Genomic DNA, 17,183 nt, shown 5'->3' on the forward strand with positions numbered 1-17,183 from the left:
GTTCGCGATATTTGGTACTTCACTCTAGGTCTAGTATTTTTTTATAATCGTTCCTGTGGTAGCGTTAACTTGAGCAATAAAGAATCTCGCACCACGGGGACATGTTTTGAGAAAATATAGGCCGACGCTAAGCACGCGAAAAACTGCTGTGATATTTAAAGAAATGATTGAATTGCGTCGCCTTTTTTGCAGCGATGACAGTTACTTCCGGATGAGCCAAGTGTGGGATTGGCTTGTGGGAGACGATGAAGAGAACGTTGATGGCTACGAGACGACGACTGTTAAGTGGTACAAGACGCAAACAAGGGACCCTGTAAAGGATTCGGCAGGTGTGGTTGCCTTTGATGGTCGTTCCACATTGGTTGCGCCCGAGTGGATGCGGGAGGAGGCTGAAAATGGCGGAATGTTCGCGAACTTCACTCTCGCTCACGAGTTTGCACACTTGGCGCTAGATCACCATGCACGCGGTGCCGTTGTGAAGAACTTCCAATTGTTCTCTGGTGAATTTGGCAATGCGAATATTCCACCAACTGTTGAAGAACTTGAGGCAAACTATGCCGCTGTGTTCTTTCAGTGTGGAGTAGCTTTACTAGACCCAAATATTGAAGCAACCGAACTCGCTAAGCGCGCGTCATCTGACGACTATCTAGTAAAGAAGCTGAAAAAAATGTGTGCGCTAGAGATCTTTCAGACAGAGCTGAGTGCTTTGAATGGCCGGGTAGAGCGGGTGATCCTTTAAAAGGTATCTTATAACCTCCTCTTCCCACGCCCAGCCCGTTGTCCCGGCTTCCCAGCCGTTGAGCGCCCCTTGGTCTTCTGCGCCGCCTCCCCAGCCGCCTCAACCGCGGATTGCCGCGCCAATGGGTCGTCGGCGACGGCCAGTTCCACGGCCTCGAGCCGGTGCACCTCGTCGCGCAACCTAGCGGCTTCTTCGAACTCGAGGTTCTCGGCAGCTTTGCGCATCTGGGCTTTCAGGCCTTCCAGATGGGCCAGAAGGTTGTCGCCGACCATGGGTTTGTCGATGGTCGCCGTGACGCGGGACATGTCGGTGTCGCCGTCGTAGAGCCCGGCCAGAACGTCCTCGACATTCTTTTTCACCGTCTCGGGCGTGATGCCGTGTTCGACGTTATAGGCCTGCTGCTTTTCGCGCCGGCGTTCGGTTTCCTTCAGCGCACGCTCCATCGAACCGGTGATGCGGTCTGCATACATGATGACGCGGCCATCCGCGTTCCGGGCCGCGCGGCCGATGGTTTGCACCAGCGAGGTTTCCGAGCGCAGAAAGCCCTCTTTATCCGCGTCCAGGATGGCGACCAGCCCGCATTCGGGGATGTCCAGACCTTCGCGTAGAAGGTTGATGCCAACGAGCACGTCAAAGGCGCCCAGGCGCAGGTCGCGCAAAATCTCGATGCGTTCGATCGTGTCGATATCCGAGTGCATGTAGCGCACGCGGATGCCCTGTTCGTGCAGGTATTCGGTCAGATCCTCGGCCATGCGTTTGGTGAGCGTCGTGACCAGCGTGCGCATGTCATTGGCAGACACTTTGCGCACCTCGTCCAGCAGATCGTCCACCTGCATCTCGACCGGGCGGATTTCGACCTCGGGGTCCAAGAGCCCCGTTGGGCGGATCACCTGTTCGGCGAAGACGCCGCCGGTCTGTTCCAGCTCCCAGTTCGAGGGCGTGGCGGAGACGAAGACCGATTGCGGGCGCATAGCGTCCCATTCCTCGAACTTCAGGGGGCGGTTGTCCATGCAGCTGGGCAGGCGGAACCCGTGTTCGGCCAGGGTGAATTTGCGCCGGTAGTCGCCGCGATACATGCCGCCGATCTGAGGCACGGAGACATGGCTTTCATCGGCAAAGACAATCGTGTTGTCGGGGATGTATTCAAAGAGCGTGGGGGGCGGTTCGCCCGGCGCGCGGCCCGTCAGGTAGCGCGAGTAGTTTTCGATGCCGTTGCAGAACCCTGCGGCCTCAAGCATTTCCAGATCAAACTTGGTGCGCTGCTCAAGGCGCTGGGCTTCCAGCAGTTTGCCCTCGTCCTCGAACTGTTTCAGGCGCACGGCCAGCTCTTCGCGGATGCTCTGGATCGCCTGTTTCAGCGTGGGCGTCGGCGTCACATAGTGCGAGTTCGCATAGATGCGTACCTTTTCCAGCGCATCGGTCTTGGCGCCGGTGAGCGTGTCAAATTCAGTGATGCTTTCCAGTTCCTCGCCAAAGAAGGAAAACCGCCAGCCGCGGTCTTCAAGGTGGCTTGGCCAAACCTCGAGGCTATCGCCGCGCACGCGGAAGGACCCGCGCTGGAACGCGTTGTCGTTGCGCTTGTATTGCTGGGCGACGAGGTCACGCATCATGGCGCGCTGGTCGTATTCCTCGCCCACTGTGATGTCCTGGGTCATGGCGGTATAGGTCTCGGGGCTACCGATGCCGTAGATGCAGCTGACCGAGGCCACGATGATCACATCATCACGTTCCAGAAGCGCCCGCGTGGCCGAGTGGCGCATCCGGTCGATCTGTTCGTTGATCTGGCTTTCCTTCTCGATGAAGGTGTCGGACCGCGCGACATAGGCCTCGGGCTGGTAATAGTCATAATAGCTGACGAAATACTCGACAGCATTGTCCGGGAAAAACCCCTTCATCTCGCCATAAAGCTGGGCGGCGAGGGTTTTGTTCGGTGCCAGAATGATCGCGGGGCGCTGGGTTTCTTCGATGATCTTGGCCATGGTGAAGGTCTTGCCGGTGCCGGTGGCGCCCAACAGCACCTGATCGCGTTCGCCCCCGTCGATGCCGCTCACAAGTTCGGCAATCGCCGTCGGCTGGTCGCCGGCAGGCTGAAACGGGGTGTGCATCACAAAGCGCTTGCCGCCTTCAAGTTTCGGGCGGGCAACCGGGGCCATCGTGGGGTTGGTCAGCGGGCTGTGCGGGGTCTGGCTATGGGTCATGCGAATCTCTCCATGCCTCAAGAATGGTCACATTTTGTTCTTCTTCAAGAGCGAAGGCGCAAATCTGGTGCCCTTCCCCAATATTAGTGAGTTGTTGGCAAACCGGCTTTTGGAGAAAATTGGGGTCAGGACGCCCGTTATGTCGGAAGATGTGATTAAGAGGGCGCACAACCATAGATAGATAGTCGACTTGAGTTCGGATTTTCCGAAGCTCACGTTAACCTTGTGTTAATTTGTCTAACTATTAAGAAAACCTTACAAATAAATCGCGAATTTTTCGAAAGAAATGCAACTAAAAGTGTATTTAGTGCTTGTTTCGTTCCAAACTGCAGGCTAGGTTTCAAGGGCAAGCAGCAGAACGGACTGCCGGTGGCGGCGAAACACCCACCCCACCCCTCGCTCCCTCGCCGTTACCGGCAGCCACTCTGCGCTTTCCCCTAAAACCGCAAGACACGATCCCTCAACGGGTTTCTTCATTGGTTGCTTTATTGGCCGCCTCACCAGTCCCGCCAACGGCGCGCTTTCGTATCGGGTGGGAAAGACGCACGGGCGTATGTCTGAATCCACTTGAAAATCCGCCCCTGTTGCCGGATAAACTCCTCAGCTTATGCCTGCGCCCGGTAAACCGGGGGCTGATGCCAAACAGGAGATCCGCGATGCGCGCCCGTATCTATCAACCCGCTCGAAATGCCATGTCCTCTGGGTTGGGGAAAACGAAGGTCTGGGTGCTTGAATATGCGGCGGATGAAGCGCGCGAGATTGACCCGCTGATGGGCTGGACTGGATCATCGGACACGCAAAGTCAGGTACGCCTGAAGTTTGACAGCAAGGAAGCCGCGCTGGACTACGCCAAGGAAAACGGCATTGATGCGGCGGTCGCCGATCCGCACAAGCGCAAGCCCAACATTCGTCAGGGCGGTTATGGCGAAAACTTCGCCACGCAGCGCCGCGGTCCCTGGACCCACTAAGGCTTAGAATTGACCGTTACGATGGCCCCGCAAATTGCGGGGCTTTTTCGCATCAGGGGTCAGACGTTCAGAAAGGCGCGGGCGGCGGCTTCGAATTCGCGCGATTTTTCGGCGTGCAGCCAATGCCCGGCACCGGGGATCTTGGCTTGTTTTGCTTGGGGGAAAAGCGCTTTGATCAGAGGCCGATGATCGGGCAGCACGTAGTCTGACTTTGCGCCGGACAAGAATAGCGCCGGCCCGTCAAACTGCCCTGAAATCTCGGGAAAGCCGACGATCTTTCCCATGTCACGCTCCAACGTCTCAAGATTCAGCCGCCATTCACGGGCTTTCACATCCAAAGATTGCAGCAGGAAGGCGCGAGTCGAGGCATCCTCGACATGGGCTGACAGCTGCCGATCCGCATCGCCGCGTGTGTTCACCTGCGCCAGATCAATGCCGCGCATCGCGTCAATCATGACTTGTTGGCTGTGGGAATAGGCAACAGGGGCGATATCGGCCACCAGCAGGCGGCGAAGCTTCGCGGGATGTGCCAGCGCCAGAACCATGGCGGCTTTCCCACCCATCGAATGGCCAATCACGTCGGCCTGCCCGCCAAGGCCGTCGATGACCTCGGACAGGTCCCCGGCCAGCTCGGCATAGCTGTGACTGTCGGTTTTCGGGCTGGTGCCGTGGTTGCGCATATCTACCGTCACCACGCGGCGGATATCGGCCAGCCGGCGCGCAATCACACCCCAATTGCGACCGGAGCCGAAAAGCCCGTGCACGATTAGGATCGGGGGCAGCGTCGTGTCATCGCCGAATGTCTGGGTCGAAAGCATGAAAAGGTGATAACGCGCAGGGAGCAGGGATTGAAGGGGCGGGCGGTGACATGCTGGAATTTTGTACTGTCTGCGGTCTCTTTTTTGTTACGATGGGGCGAATGGGGAGCGAGGATTGCCGTGGATATCGAGGCACGCATGGACCGGTTGGCACAGCTATTGGAAGAGCGGCTGGACATTCGCGGTCGCGGTTTCAAGGTGAAACTGCGCCGCGCGGGGCGCCTGCTGCCCCGTCATCTACGGGCAAAGGGGCAGATGCTGATCGAGGCCGAGGCGCGTGCCGGTCATCCGCGATTGCTGCGGCAGATGGACGAGGCCGCTCTGGATCTGGCAGCGCATGAGATTGAAACCTATCTGTTGTCCATTGACCCATGGTCCCGGCGGCGCGCAATCGCCTTGGATTTCGGGGCCGGTCTAGGGTTCAAACTGCTGGCGGTCATGATGCTTTGTCTGGCTGTGCTGCTTTGGCGCGGCTATCTCTAAAGCGTCTCAGAGGCACAAAAAAAGCCCCGGTAAATTGCCGGGGCTTCTCTATTGTGCGGCGGCCCGCCCCCCCTGCGGGGCGCGGGTCCGGGCGTTTCGCTTACAGGTTCGGGTAAAGCGGGAAACGGGCGCAAAGTGCGGCCACTTTCTCGCGCACAGACGCTTCCACGTCGCCGTTGCCATCCGGGCCATTGGCAGCCAGACCGTCCACAACCTCGATGATCAGGTCAGCGATCTCGCGGAACTCGGCTTCGCCGAAGCCACGGGTCGTGCCCGCAGGCGTGCCAAGGCGGATGCCCGAGGTTACGGTGGGCTTTTCCGGGTCAAACGGGATGCCGTTTTTGTTGGTGGTGATATGGGCGCGGCCAAGGGCGGCGTCCACGATGTTGCCGGTCACGCCTTTGGGGCGCAGGTCGACCAGCAGAACATGGGTGTCGGTGCCGCCGGTCACGATGTCGAGCCCGCCTTTGACCAGCTGATCGGCCAGCGCAACAGCATTTGCGCGCACAGCTTTCTGATAGGTCTTGAACTCGGGGCGCAGCGCTTCGCCGAAGGCGGCGGCCTTACCGGCGATCACATGCATCAGCGGACCACCCTGAATGCCGGGGAAGATGGCCGAGTTCACCTTCTTGGCGATGTCAGCATCGTTGGTCACGATCATGCCGCCGCGCGGACCGCGCAGGGTCTTGTGGGTGGTGGTGGTGGCCACATGGGCGTGCGGGAAGGGCGAGGGGTGTTCGCCCGCCGCGATCAGGCCCGCGATATGGGCCATGTCGACCATCAGGTAAGCACCAACCGAATCTGCGATTTCGCGGAATTTGGCAAAGTCGATCTGACGCGGAATGGCCGAGCCACCGGCGATGATCAGCGCGGGTTTGTGCTCGCTCGCCAGTTCCTGGATTTGGTCATAGTCGATCAGGTTGTCTTGCTTGCGCACGCCATAGTGAATGGCGTTGAACCACTTGCCCGACTGGTTCGGGCGCGCGCCGTGGGTCAGGTGACCGCCTGCCGACAGGTCCATGCCCAGAATGGTGTCACCGGGTTTGATCAGCGCTTGAAACACACCCTGGTTGGCTTGGCTTCCCGAGTTCGGCTGAACGTTGGCAAAGTCGCAGCCAAACAGTTCCTTGGCGCGGTCGATGGCCAGATTTTCGGCCACGTCGACGTATTGGCACCCACCATAGTAGCGACGCCCCGGATAGCCTTCGGCGTATTTGTTGGTCAGAACCGAGCCCTGAGCCTCCATCACGGCGGCAGACACGATGTTTTCCGAGGCAATCAGCTCGATCTCGTCGCGCTGGCGGCCAAGTTCGTTGGTAATCGAGCCCCACAATTCGGGGTCACGGGTGGCGAGGCTTTCGGTGAAGAAACCTTGGTCACGGGTATCGGTCATGCGCGTTATCCTTGGATGAAGGGCCAAATGTCAGGATTTCCTATCGGAAACACTCCGGAGCGAAAAGACCGGAATGCGACGTGGCGGCGGAAAGACGCGGCAAATTCTGGCACTTTGTGGAAACATGTGATTGTTTCGGAAACAAAGCAGCAATCGGGAAACCCGTGATGAGCCAGAGAATCGCTTTTGTCGCCAGCGACACCCAAATCGCACAGGCGGCGTTGAAAGAGCTTGTGGACCTGTATGGCAACACCGCGCCCGAGAGCTCGGACGTGATTGTCGCCTTGGGCGGCGATGGGTTCATGCTGCAGACCCTGCATGACACCCGCAAACTGCCCGCGCCGGTTTACGGGATGAACTGCGGGACCGTTGGCTTTTTGATGAATGAATATACGCCTGACAATCTGGTCGAACGGCTGATCGCCGCAGAGGAAGAGGTGATCAATCCCCTGTCCATGCGCGCAGAAGGGGCGGATGGCACCATTCATGAGGCGCTGGCCATCAACGAAGTCAGCCTGCTGCGCGCAGGCCCACAAGCGGCCAAACTGCAGATCAGCGTCGATGGCCGGGTGCGGCTGGATGAGCTGGTTTGTGATGGCGCGCTTCTGTCCACGCCCGCCGGGTCGACGGCCTATAACTATTCTGCCCACGGGCCGATCCTGCCCATTGGATCGGATGTGCTGGCCCTGACCGCCATGGCCGCGTTCCGGCCACGCAGGTGGCGCGGCGCGTTGCTGCCAAAGGCGGCGGTGGTTCGGTTTGATGTGCTGCAACATGACAAACGCCCGGTCATGGCGGATGCAGACAGCCGGTCGGTGCCCAATGTCATCTCGGTCGAAATCCGGTCCTGTGACGAGGTTGCGCACCGCATCCTGTTTGATCCGGGCCATGGGCTGGAAGAGCGTCTGATCCGCGAGCAGTTCGTTTGAAGCGTTTCGAGATGAAGCTGTGAAGCACCTGGATTTCGAGACGCATTAGTGCGGCCGGGGCGTCAGTCGCGCCCCTGCCAGCTGTCGCGTTTGCGGTAAAGGGTCGATGGCGACACCCCCAACACCAGTGCTGCCCGGGGCAGTGACCCGCCTTCGGCCTCGATCGTGCGCTCGATCACCAAACGTTCGATATCGTTCAGGGATTGGCCGATCAAACTGTCAATGCGCGGGTTTTTGGGATCGTCATCCGCCTGTTGCGGGTCATCATGGCGCGCACGGGCCGGACCCTTTTCGTGCAGATCATCGGGTAGCATTTCTGGTGTGACCAGCGTGCCGTCATGCTGCAAGACAATGCGCCAGACCACGTTGATAAGCTCGCGGATATTGCCCGGCCAGTCATGGCGCGTCAGCTCTGCTGCGGCTTCGGTTGAAAAGCCCCGAAACGCGCGCCCTTTGTCGCGGCTCATCGTCAGCAGTTTGGCCTGTGCAATATGCATCAGGTCATCGCCGCGTTCTGAAAGAGGCGGCAGAGACAGGGGTAACACGTTCAGCCGGTAATACAGCTCTTTGAGCAGCCGGCCATTGGCCATGTCCTGCTTCGGGTCGGTGGTGGACGAAGCGATGAGCCTCACATCCAGCGGCTCTTCTGTGCTGTGACCTTTGCGTGCCGGCAGGTGGGCGTGTTCCAGCAAATGGACCAGCTTCCGCTGTACCTTCAGATCGGCGCTGGTGATCTGATCCAGAAACAACGTGCCGTGATGGGCGCGCGCCAGATGACCTTCCTGACCCTGTTCATGAGTGCCCAGAAAGGCCTCGGTCAATGTGTCTGCAGACAGATGCGCGCAGTCTACGGAAACGAACGCACCGCGTTTTGCGCGAAATCCCTGATGAAAGCTGCGCGCAAGGATTTCCTTTCCGGTGCCGGTGTCACCGTAGATGAATATGGGCGCCGTGTCGTCGGCCGCTGTGCCAAGGGCTTCAAGGATTGCCTTGACCGAGACATCCGACAAAACCATGCCGTGACGCAGGTTGGCATCCCCCAAGGCGCGTTGCGTGCCCGCAGGTTCGCGGTCTGTGCCCACCGAGGGCGGCATCATGGGCTGCGGGGATTGGGCTGCGGCGACCAGACGGTGCGGTGGCAAATTCAGCAAAGTGGCAACCGTTTTTTCCAGCCGCTCCTGCGTAAACGGGCGAAACACGCAATCCTGCGCGCCCAGTCGCATGGCTTTGGCGGCCTCGTTTATTTGCGAATTGGTCGAGATCACGATGACGCGCGGCGGGGCATCACGTTGCATGAGATTTTCCAGACACCCAAGTGTTGATCGCCCCGAAACACTCAGCGCCAAGATCAAAAGCGACGTATCTGGCCCGATGGATTTTGCCTTTGCATCGGGCGTCTGGGTCTGGATCGCGACATTGCAGCCCATGTTCTGGAACAGGCTTTGTGGAAAAAGCGCCCGGTCTTCTGCGTCGCAGATCACCATGACATTGGGCGCTGTTACGTCCGGTTCAGACGTGCTGCGGGCTTTGGTCGTATCGGAAAAGGTCATCAAAAAATCAATCAATCAATCAAAGGCGAGCGCGTCGGAGTGGTGCACGCGCTTGGGTTGTGTTGCCCTTTATGTTTAGACAGCTTTCAGAAAAATGTCACCCCCGCGCCGAAGCACAGGGGTGTGAATTTGTTGCCGTTTGCGACGTTGACGTCGGTTGTGGTCAGCCTGCGTAGCCAAGGCTTGCCAGCGCGTCCTTGATCTCGTCCAAAATGGCGGGATCGTCGATGGTGGCGGGCATCTTGTAATCCTTGCCATCCGCAATCGAGACCATGGTGGCGCGCAGAATTTTGCCCGACCGTGTTTTGGGCAGGCGGTCGACCACGATGCAAAGCTTGAAAGCGGCAACGGGTCCGATCTTTTCGCGCACCAGCTTCACGCATTCGGCGGTGACCTCCTCGTTTGAACGGTCGGTGCCCGCGTTCAGGCAGACCATGCCCAGCGGCAGCTGACCTTTCAACTGGTCGGTCACTCCGATCACCGCGCATTCGGCCACGTCGGGATGCGATGCCAGAACCTCTTCCATGCCGCCGGTGGACAGGCGGTGGCCGGCCACGTTGATCACGTCATCGGTGCGCGCCATGATGTAGACATAGCCGTCTTCGTCTTTGTAGCCCGCGTCGCCGGTCTCATAGTAACCGGGGAAGGTGTTGAGATAGCTCGACTTGTAACGCTCTTCCGCGTTCCACAAGGTCGGCAGCGTGCCCGGCGGCAGCGGCAGTTTGATGGCGATCGCGCCCAGCTCTCCGGCAGCCATCGGGTGGCCGCCTTCATCCAGAATTTGCACGTCAAAGCCCGGCATCGGCACGGACGGCGAGCCCAGTTTGATCGGCAGCTCTTCGATGCCAATGGGGTTGGCGGCGATGGCGAAGCCGGTTTCGGTCTGCCACCAGTGGTCCACCACCGGCACGTTCAGCTGTTCCTGCGCCCAGACGATCGTGTCAGGGTCGGCGCGTTCACCGGCCAGATAGACCTGTTTCAGGCAGGACAGGTCGTATTTCTTGACATACTCGCCCTTCGGATCTTCGCGTTTCACAGCGCGGAAAGCGGTGGGGGCGGTGAAGAAGCTCTTCACATTGTGCTCGCTGATCACGCGCCAGAAAGTGCCCGCATCCGGCGTGCCCACGGGCTTGCCTTCGAAAACGATGGTCGTGTTGCCGTGCACCAGCGGACCGTATGTGATGTAGGAGTGTCCAACGACCCAACCCACATCGGACGCGGCCCAGAACACATCGCCCGGATCAACGTTGTAGAGGTTCTTCATGGTCCAGTTCAGCGCGACCAGATGCCCGCCGGTGTGGCGGATGACGCCCTTTGGCTGGCCCGTTGTGCCCGAGGTGTAGAGGATATAGGCCGGGTGATTGCCTTCGACCGGGACGCAATCGGCAGGCGCGGCAGCGGCTTCTTCCGCAGCCCAGTCGAAATCACGACCGGGGGTCAGCTCGGCCGGGTTTTCTTCGCGTTGCAGGATCAGGGTGAACTCGGGTTTGTGATCGGACAGGTCGATGGCACCATCGAGCAGCGGCTTATAGGCCACGACGCGGCCCGGCTCCAAGCCGCAAGAGGCGGCGATGATCGCTTTCGGTTTGGCGTCGTCGATGCGCACGGCCAGTTCGTTCGAGGCAAAGCCACCGAAGACAACCGAGTGCACGGCGCCGATGCGGGTCACAGCCAACATGGCAATCAGTGCTTCGGTCACCATCGGCATATAGATGATCACGCGGTCACCCTTGGTCACGCCCTTGGCTTGCAAAGCGCCAGCCACTTTGGACACGCGGTCTTTCAGCTCGGCATAGGTGGTTTTAGACTGACGGCCGGTGATCGGGCTGTCATAGATGATCGCCACCTGGTCGGCGCGGCCATTTTCAACATGACGGTCCACGGCGTTGTAGCAGGTGTTGACCATACCGTCCGAGAACCATTCGTAGAGCGGTGCATTGTCGTCAAAGAGCGCTTTGGTCGGCGCCGTGTCCCAGCTGATTGCGTCGGCGGCCTCCATCCAGAATTTCTCTGGGTTTGCCTGCCAGGCGGCGTAAACGTCTTTGTATGCCATTGTGCACTTCCTCCAATTTCCCTTGAGGCCAAGTGTTACGCCCGTAGGTAGTGGTCGGGCAAGCATCGCTTTCGACGTTGCGTCACAAAATCGCGGAAACTTTGCAGGTCGGTGGAAAATCGCCTGCAAATTTTTGCAAACCCCCGTAAAATGGATGCGGATAGTTTGAAAAAGGCGGATTTTGCAAAACTGCAAACTCCGCCTTGCAAAGTTTTGTCAGAGATTCGCCTACCCGTAATGTGCAACCGGCGTGCCAGCGATGGCCGACATGTTCAAAAGTCCGCGTGCCGTAATCGAGGGGGTCACGATATGCGCTCTGTTGCCCATACCCATCAGAATGGGGCCAACCTCCAACCCGCCGCCTTTGACTTTCAGCGTGTTTCGCACGGCGCTCGCAGCATCGGCATTGGCAAAGACCAACACGTTGGCGGGCCCTTGGAAACGTGCGTTGGGAAACAGCCGGGATCGAACGTCGTCATCCAAGGCCGCATCGACGTGCATTTCTCCTTCATACAGGAAATCCCGTGGCGCACTGTCGAGGATGCCCAAAGCCCCCCGTGCCCGTGATCCGCTGTCGCCGCCGTGATTGCCGAATTGCGAATAGGAACAGACGGCAATTTTCGGTTCGACCCCAAACCGGCGCACGTGGCGGGCGGCCGCGCAGACCGTTTCGGCAAGCTGCTCTGCGCTGGGCGTGTTGTGCACATGCGTGTCTGCGATGAACAGGGGGCCGTCCTGCAGGATCATCAGGCTCAACGCGCCAACCGGGTGCAGGTCATCATTGCCAAGGATCTGCTGGATGTAATTCAGGTGCCACAAATACTGCCCAAACGTGCCCGCGATCAGGCTGTCTGCGTGCCCCAGATGCACCATGATGCCGCCAATGGCCGTCGTGTTGGTGCGCATGATCGCCTTGGCCAGATCGGGCGTGATGCCCTTGCGGGCCATAAGCTGGTGATAGGCGCCCCAATAGTCGCGATAGCGTTCGTCGCGTTCCGGGTTCACGATTTGGAAGTCGCGGCCGGGCTGCATGGACAGGCCCGCCTTTTCGCAGCGCCGTTCAATCACATCGGGGCGACCGATCAGGATCGGCGCATCGGTGGTTTCCTCGAGCATCGCATTGGCGGCGCGCAGAACCCGTTCATCCTCGCCCTCGGCGAAAACGATCCGGCGCGCGGCGGTGCCTGCGGCCTCAAATACCGGGCGCATGATCAGGGCGGATTTGAACACGGACCCGTCCAGCGCTTCTTTATAGGCGTCCAGATCCTCGACCGGGCGGGTGGCCACGCCGCTGTCCATGGCGGCTTTCGCCACGGCGCTGGCGACCACGCCCATCAGGCGCGGATCGAAGGGTTTCGGGATCAGGTAGTCTTCGCCAAAGGACAGCTGTTCGCCCTTGTAAGCCGCTGCCGCTTCGGCGGATGTGGTGGCGCGGGCCAGGGCTGCGATGCCCTCGATGCAGCCCAGTTGCATGGCGTCGTTGATCTCGGTCGCGCCGACGTCCAGCGCGCCACGGAAGATGAACGGAAAACACAGCACGTTGTTGACCTGATTGGGAAAATCCGAGCGCCCCGTGGCGATGATCGCGTCCGGGGCCACTTTGCGCACCTCGTCGGGCATAATCTCAGGCGTTGGATTGGCCAGGGCAAAGACAATTGGCCGCTCAGACATTTTCGCCACCATTTCAGGCTTCAAAACGCCAGGACCGGACAGGCCAAGGAACAAGTCGGCACCCTCGATCACCTCGTCCAATGTCGCTGGGCTGTCGCCTTGCGCATAGTCTGCCTTTTGCGGGGTCATGTCCTTTTCACGCCCCTCGTAGACCAGACCTTCGATGTCGCACAGCCAGACGTTTTCGCGTTTCACCCCCAGTTTCAAAAGCATGTTCAGGCAGGCAATGCCTGCGGCGCCACCTCCGGTCGACACCACTTTGATCTCGCTGAAATCCTTGCCGGCAACTTGCAGCGCGTTGGTGGCGGCTGCCCCAACAACGATGGCGGTTCCGTGCTGATCATCGTGGAAAACGGGAATGTTCATCCGCTCGCGGCAAATTTGTTCAACGATAAAACAATCGGGGGCTTTGATGTCTTCCAGGTTGATTGCCCCAAAGCTTGGTTCCATCGCGCAAACAATGTCGGCCAGCTTTTCGGGGTCGGTCTGATCCAGTTCGATATCAAAGCAATCAATATTGGCGAACTTCTTGAACAAGACCGCCTTGCCTTCCATCACAGGCTTGGAGGCCAGCGCGCCGATATTGCCAAGGCCCAACACGGCGGACCCGTTCGTGACCACCGCCACAAGGTTCCCGCGAGAGGTGTAACGGCTTGCTGCAGAAGGATCTTTCGAGATTTCAGTGCAGGCTTCCGCAACGCCGGGCGAATAGGCAAGGCTTAGATCACGCCCGTTGGCCATCGGCTTGGTGGCGCGAATTTCCAGCTTTCCGGGCTTTGGAAACTCATGATAATCCAAGGCGCGTTTGCGCAGGTAACTGTCTTCGGACATGTGATCCTCCCGGAGTTTTTCGAAAAAGGTTTAACCTTAAACTATCTACACATCTCGGCCCGGATACACGAATGACCCGGGGGCAATCAAGACTGCTTGCGCCATCATAGCACGTGGATGTCCGCCTGACATCAGGAACGCGCGCCGTTTGCGCTTGCATCCGGCCTTGGCTGGGGCCAGTCTTGCCGAAGATCAATTCAGGAGAAGTCATGTCCCTGCTGGAAGCTGCCAAGGCCGTGCGCGAACACGCCCATGCGCCTTATTCAAACTTCAAAGTCGGTGCGGCATTGCGCACCGCTGATGGGCACGTCTTTACCGGGTGCAACGTGGAAAACATCGCCTATCCGGAAGGCACATGTGCCGAGGCCGGCGCCATCGCCGCCATGTGTGCCGCGGGCGGGCGCGAGATCGTCGAGGCGCTTGTGATTGCCGATGCGCCACTGCCCGTGACGCCCTGTGGTGGGTGCCGGCAAAAGCTTGCTGAGTTTTCTGGTCCGGATGTGAAGATCACCATGATGACGACGCAGGGCGCCAGTCTGACCATGACCATGGCTGAACTGCTGCCCGGCGCATTTGCCGCCGCGCATATGGAGAACACATGACACGCGCCTTTCTGATCGTGCTGGACAGCGTTGGCTGCGGCGGGGCGCCTGACGCGGACCGGTTCTTCAACGATAAAACAGTGCCGGATACCGGATCGAACACTCTGGCCCATATTGCGCAGGCCTGTGCCGAGGGGCGCGCTGAAGAGGGGCGGACGGGGCCGCTGAACCTGCCGCATCTGGATGCGTTGGGGCTGGGGGCTGCGATCCGGCTGGCCTCGGGTGATGCGACGCCGGGACTGAATGCCGACCCTTCAGGTCTTTGGGGGGCGGCGCAAGAGGTGTCGCCCGGCAAGGACACGCCCACCGGGCATTGGGAAATCGCCGGTGTGCCGCTGCCGTGGGACTGGGGGTATTTCCCCGACACGCAACCGGCCTTTCCCGCCGAGATCACGGCGAAAATCTGCGCCGCGGCCGGGGTTGCGGGCATTCTTGGGGACAAACATGCCTCTGGCACGGCCGTATTGGACGAGCTGGGTGCCGAGCATATGCGCACCGGTTGGCCGATCGTTTACACATCTGTCGACAGCGTGATTCAGATCGCCGCGCATGAAGAGCATTTCGGGCTCGAGCGGCTCTATGATTTGTGTGAGGCCATTGCGCCCATGGTGCACGAGCGCCGCGTGGGCCGCGTCATTGCCCGGCCCTTTCTTGGGTCTGAAAAAGACGGGTTCACCCGCACGACCAACCGTCGCGATTTTGCCATGACCCCACCTCAGCCGACCCTGTGTGATTGGGTGACCGAGGCCGGGGGGAAGGTTCATGCCATTGGAAAGATTGGGGATATTTTCGCGCACCGTGGCATCTCGACCCTGAAAAAGGGGGCGGATGCCGCGCTGATGGAACATCTGGTGGACGCGTTCGATACTGCCCAAAACGGGGATCTTGTCTTTGCCAATTTTGTCGAGTTCGACAGCAAATACGGCCACCGGCGCGACATTTCCGGCTATGCGCGCGCGCTGGAATGGTTTGACAGCCAGATGCCGCGTCTTCTGTCCAAAATGCGGGACGGGGACCTTGTGCTTTTCACCGCTGATCACGGCAATGATCCCAGCTGGGTTGGCACGGATCACACCCGCGAACGGGTGCCGGTTGTGGCGGCGGGACTGGGCGCGCGCGCGGTCGGTCAGGTCGGGTTTTCAGATATTGGCGCTTCGGTCGCAGCCCATTTGGGGCTGGCGGCGCGCGGGGCCGGGAGGTCATTCCTATGAGTTTCAAATCACTGCCCAAGGCAGAGCTGCATCTGCATATCGAAGGCGCCGCGCCGCCTGATTTCATCCGCTCTTTGGCGCGTGAAAAATCCGTCGACCTGTCGAAGATATTCACCGAGGATGGCGGCTATGCCTATCGTGATTTCTGGCACTTCCTTGAGGTCTACGAGGCCGCGACCTCGGTTCTGACAGGGCCGGAAGAATTCGGGCGCCTGACCAAAGCGGTGCTGGAAGCCTGCGCAGAGCAGGGAGTGGTTTATGCCGAGACATTTCTGGCGCCGGATTTCTGCGGAAAGCGGGATGTCGAGGCGTGGAAGGACTATCTGGGCGCAATCGAACAGGCCGCGCAGGAAGCCGAACGTGACGCGGGTATCACCTTGCGTGGCATCGTCACCTGCGTGCGCCATTTTGGGGCGGATGCGGCGCGTGAAACCGCGAAATGTGCGCAGGAAACGGCTGGCGGCTTCGTCACCGGGTTTGGCATGGGCGGCGACGAGAAATCCGGCACGCAGGGCGATTTCGCTTATGCGTTCGACATGGCGCGCGAGGCCGGTTTGCAATTGACGACCCATGCGGGCGAATGGAACGGGCCCGACGAGGTGCGTGCCGCTCTGGACGATCTGAAGGTCGAACGGATTGGGCATGGGGTGCGGTCGATCGAAGATCTGGCCTTGGTGGATCGGCTGACTGATGACGGCATCACGCTGGAGGTCTGTCCCGGATCGAATGTCTTTCTGGGCGTTTATCCCGACCTGAAAAGCCACCCGATTGCCAAGCTGCGCGAACGCGGGGTGAAGGTCACAGTGTCGACCGATGACCCGCCGTTTTTCCGCACCACCATGACGCAGGAATACGAAAATCTTGCCCGCCAGTTCGGGTGGGATGAAAGCGATTTCCGCGCGCTCAATCTGGTTGCCATCGATGCGGCTTTCTGCGACGAGGCCACCCGAACCCGCATTCGCAAGATATTGGAGGCTCAAGATGTATGATCACCTGACGATCGTCGATCACCCGCTGGTGCAGCACAAACTGACGTTGATGCGCGACGAGGCGACGCCGACGAGCCTGTTTCGCCAGCTTTTGCGCGAAATTAGCCAGCTGCTGGCCTATGAGGTGACGCGCGAGCTTCCGATGACCACGCGCAGTGTGAAGACCCCGATGCAACAGATGGATGCGCCGGTTCTGGCTGGGCGTAAACTGGCTTTGGTGTCGATCCTCAGGGCAGGCAACGGGCTTTTGGATGGCGTGCTTGAGCTGATCCCCTCTGCACGGGTTGGGTTTGTCGGGCTTTATCGTGATGAGGAAACGCTGGAGCCGGTCGAGTATTATTTCAAAGTACCTGAGGCGATTGATCAGCGACTGGTGATTGCGGTGGACCCGATGCTGGCCACCGGCAACAGCTCTGTCGCCGCAATTGATATGCTGAAAAAACACGGCGCCAAAGATATCCGTTTTCTGTGCCTTCTGGCCTCGCCCGAGGGTGTCGCCCGCATGAAAGAAGCGCATCCGGATGTGCCGATTGTCACCGCGTCGCTTGACGAAAAGCTGAATGAAAAAGGCTATATCGTGCCGGGTTTGGGGGATGCGGGCGACCGTATGTTCGGCACCAAATAACGCGGCTTTGTGGCGTTAACTGTCTGCTGGTTTTTTCGGTGGATCGGCGTGCCTGATCGCTATTCGCCCTTTACTTTGGATGGGGTTGCCTTCATCTTGTTCCACAATATTTTGTGTGGGGGC

Annotated in this window: 14 protein-coding genes; 8 read left to right on the forward strand and 6 right to left on the reverse strand. The window is 59.5% G+C overall.

The window, feature by feature from the left end:
- The first annotated feature begins 163 nt into the window (after positions 1-163).
- Positions 164-739, forward strand: a complete 576-nt coding sequence (locus ACRY08_RS14260) for a hypothetical protein (protein WP_432450626.1) — start codon at positions 164-166, stop codon at positions 737-739.
- An 8-nt stretch (positions 740-747) separates the two neighbouring features.
- Here ACRY08_RS14260 and uvrB read toward each other — a convergent pair whose 3' ends face one another.
- A complete protein-coding gene (uvrB, locus tag ACRY08_RS14265) occupies positions 748-2,937 on the reverse strand; it encodes an excinuclease ABC subunit UvrB (RefSeq protein ID WP_432450627.1) in 2,190 nt (729 codons plus the stop codon).
- A gap of 656 nt (positions 2,938-3,593) precedes the next feature.
- Between uvrB and ACRY08_RS14270 the strand changes: the two genes are divergently transcribed.
- Positions 3,594-3,905 carry an ETC complex I subunit gene (locus ACRY08_RS14270; RefSeq protein ID WP_432450628.1) on the forward strand — a complete coding sequence of 104 codons (312 nt, stop codon included), beginning with the start codon at positions 3,594-3,596 and terminating at the stop codon, positions 3,903-3,905.
- A 59-nt stretch (positions 3,906-3,964) separates the two neighbouring features.
- Here the strand turns inward: ACRY08_RS14270 and ACRY08_RS14275 are convergent, their stop codons facing one another.
- Entirely contained in the window at positions 3,965-4,723 is a 759-nt protein-coding gene (locus ACRY08_RS14275) for an alpha/beta fold hydrolase (RefSeq protein ID WP_432450629.1), read from the reverse strand.
- Positions 4,724-4,843: 120 nt separating this feature from the next.
- On the opposite strand from ACRY08_RS14275, the gene ACRY08_RS14280 reads away from it, so the two are divergent.
- Positions 4,844-5,206 (forward strand): hypothetical protein, encoded by a 363-nt coding sequence (locus ACRY08_RS14280; RefSeq protein ID WP_432450630.1) that lies wholly within the window; start codon positions 4,844-4,846, stop codon positions 5,204-5,206.
- A gap of 100 nt (positions 5,207-5,306) precedes the next feature.
- On the opposite strand, the gene glyA is transcribed toward ACRY08_RS14280, so the two are convergent.
- Positions 5,307-6,599: a serine hydroxymethyltransferase gene (gene glyA / locus ACRY08_RS14285; protein WP_432450631.1), complete on the reverse strand. Its 1,293-nt coding sequence runs from the start codon at positions 6,597-6,599 to the stop codon at positions 5,307-5,309.
- Between the two features lie 167 nt (positions 6,600-6,766).
- On the opposite strand from glyA, the gene ACRY08_RS14290 reads away from it, so the two are divergent.
- Positions 6,767-7,528: an NAD kinase gene (locus ACRY08_RS14290; RefSeq protein WP_432450632.1), complete on the forward strand. Its 762-nt coding sequence runs from the start codon at positions 6,767-6,769 to the stop codon at positions 7,526-7,528.
- 62 nt (positions 7,529-7,590) lie between these two features.
- Here the strand turns inward: ACRY08_RS14290 and ACRY08_RS14295 are convergent, their stop codons facing one another.
- The 3 genes from ACRY08_RS14295 to ACRY08_RS14305 all read right to left on the reverse strand — a co-directional run bounded on the left by ACRY08_RS14295 (position 7,591) and on the right by ACRY08_RS14305 (position 13,633).
- Complete coding sequence (locus ACRY08_RS14295; protein WP_432450633.1) at positions 7,591-9,078, reverse strand: sigma-54-dependent transcriptional regulator; 1,488 nt, start codon at positions 9,076-9,078, stop codon at positions 7,591-7,593.
- Positions 9,079-9,241: 163 nt separating this feature from the next.
- On the reverse strand, positions 9,242-11,131 hold the full coding sequence (locus ACRY08_RS14300) for a propionyl-CoA synthetase (protein WP_432450634.1): 1,890 nt from the start codon (positions 11,129-11,131) through the stop codon (positions 9,242-9,244).
- A gap of 228 nt (positions 11,132-11,359) precedes the next feature.
- Entirely contained in the window at positions 11,360-13,633 is a 2,274-nt protein-coding gene (locus ACRY08_RS14305; protein ID WP_432450635.1) for an NADP-dependent malic enzyme, read from the reverse strand.
- A gap of 209 nt (positions 13,634-13,842) precedes the next feature.
- Between ACRY08_RS14305 and ACRY08_RS14310 the strand changes: the two genes are divergently transcribed.
- The 4 genes from ACRY08_RS14310 to upp are packed head-to-tail and all read left to right on the forward strand — an operon-like array spanning position 13,843 to position 17,060.
- Positions 13,843-14,235 (forward strand): cytidine deaminase, encoded by a 393-nt coding sequence (locus ACRY08_RS14310; RefSeq protein ID WP_432450636.1) that lies wholly within the window; start codon positions 13,843-13,845, stop codon positions 14,233-14,235.
- Positions 14,232-15,446, forward strand: a complete 1,215-nt coding sequence (locus ACRY08_RS14315; RefSeq protein ID WP_432450637.1) for a phosphopentomutase — start codon at positions 14,232-14,234, stop codon at positions 15,444-15,446. Before ACRY08_RS14310 ends, ACRY08_RS14315 begins: the two co-directional genes overlap by 4 nt.
- Entirely contained in the window at positions 15,443-16,435 is a 993-nt protein-coding gene (locus ACRY08_RS14320; RefSeq protein ID WP_432450638.1) for an adenosine deaminase, read from the forward strand. Before ACRY08_RS14315 ends, ACRY08_RS14320 begins: the two co-directional genes overlap by 4 nt.
- Complete coding sequence (upp, locus tag ACRY08_RS14325; RefSeq protein WP_432450639.1) at positions 16,428-17,060, forward strand: uracil phosphoribosyltransferase; 633 nt, start codon at positions 16,428-16,430, stop codon at positions 17,058-17,060. The genes ACRY08_RS14320 and upp overlap by 8 nt, the downstream gene beginning before the upstream one ends.
- Positions 17,061-17,183 lie beyond the last annotated feature (123 nt).

The sequence above is a fragment of the Aliiroseovarius marinus genome (assembly GCF_050881025.1).
In the GTDB taxonomy this organism is placed as follows: Bacteria; Pseudomonadota; Alphaproteobacteria; order Rhodobacterales; family Rhodobacteraceae; genus Aliiroseovarius; species Aliiroseovarius marinus_A.

Excerpts from the sequence above, each read along its gene's own strand:
- ACRY08_RS14260 (WP_432450626.1), top strand. The coding sequence starts at position 164 with ATGATTGAATTGCGTCGCCTTTTTTGCAGCGATGACAGTTACTTCCGG.
- uvrB (WP_432450627.1), bottom strand. The coding sequence starts at position 2,937 with ATGACCCATAGCCAGACCCCGCACAGCCCGCTGACCAACCCCACGATG.
- ACRY08_RS14270 (WP_432450628.1), top strand. The coding sequence starts at position 3,594 with ATGCGCGCCCGTATCTATCAACCCGCTCGAAATGCCATGTCCTCTGGG.
- ACRY08_RS14275 (WP_432450629.1), bottom strand. The coding sequence starts at position 4,723 with ATGCTTTCGACCCAGACATTCGGCGATGACACGACGCTGCCCCCGATC.
- glyA (WP_432450631.1), bottom strand. The coding sequence starts at position 6,599 with ATGACCGATACCCGTGACCAAGGTTTCTTCACCGAAAGCCTCGCCACC.
- ACRY08_RS14290 (WP_432450632.1), top strand. The coding sequence starts at position 6,767 with ATGAGCCAGAGAATCGCTTTTGTCGCCAGCGACACCCAAATCGCACAG.
- ACRY08_RS14295 (WP_432450633.1), bottom strand. The coding sequence starts at position 9,078 with ATGACCTTTTCCGATACGACCAAAGCCCGCAGCACGTCTGAACCGGAC.
- ACRY08_RS14300 (WP_432450634.1), bottom strand. The coding sequence starts at position 11,131 with ATGGCATACAAAGACGTTTACGCCGCCTGGCAGGCAAACCCAGAGAAA.
- ACRY08_RS14305 (WP_432450635.1), bottom strand. The coding sequence starts at position 13,633 with ATGTCCGAAGACAGTTACCTGCGCAAACGCGCCTTGGATTATCATGAG.
- ACRY08_RS14310 (WP_432450636.1), top strand. The coding sequence starts at position 13,843 with ATGTCCCTGCTGGAAGCTGCCAAGGCCGTGCGCGAACACGCCCATGCG.
- ACRY08_RS14315 (WP_432450637.1), top strand. The coding sequence starts at position 14,232 with ATGACACGCGCCTTTCTGATCGTGCTGGACAGCGTTGGCTGCGGCGGG.
- ACRY08_RS14320 (WP_432450638.1), top strand. The coding sequence starts at position 15,443 with ATGAGTTTCAAATCACTGCCCAAGGCAGAGCTGCATCTGCATATCGAA.
- upp (WP_432450639.1), top strand. The coding sequence starts at position 16,428 with ATGTATGATCACCTGACGATCGTCGATCACCCGCTGGTGCAGCACAAA.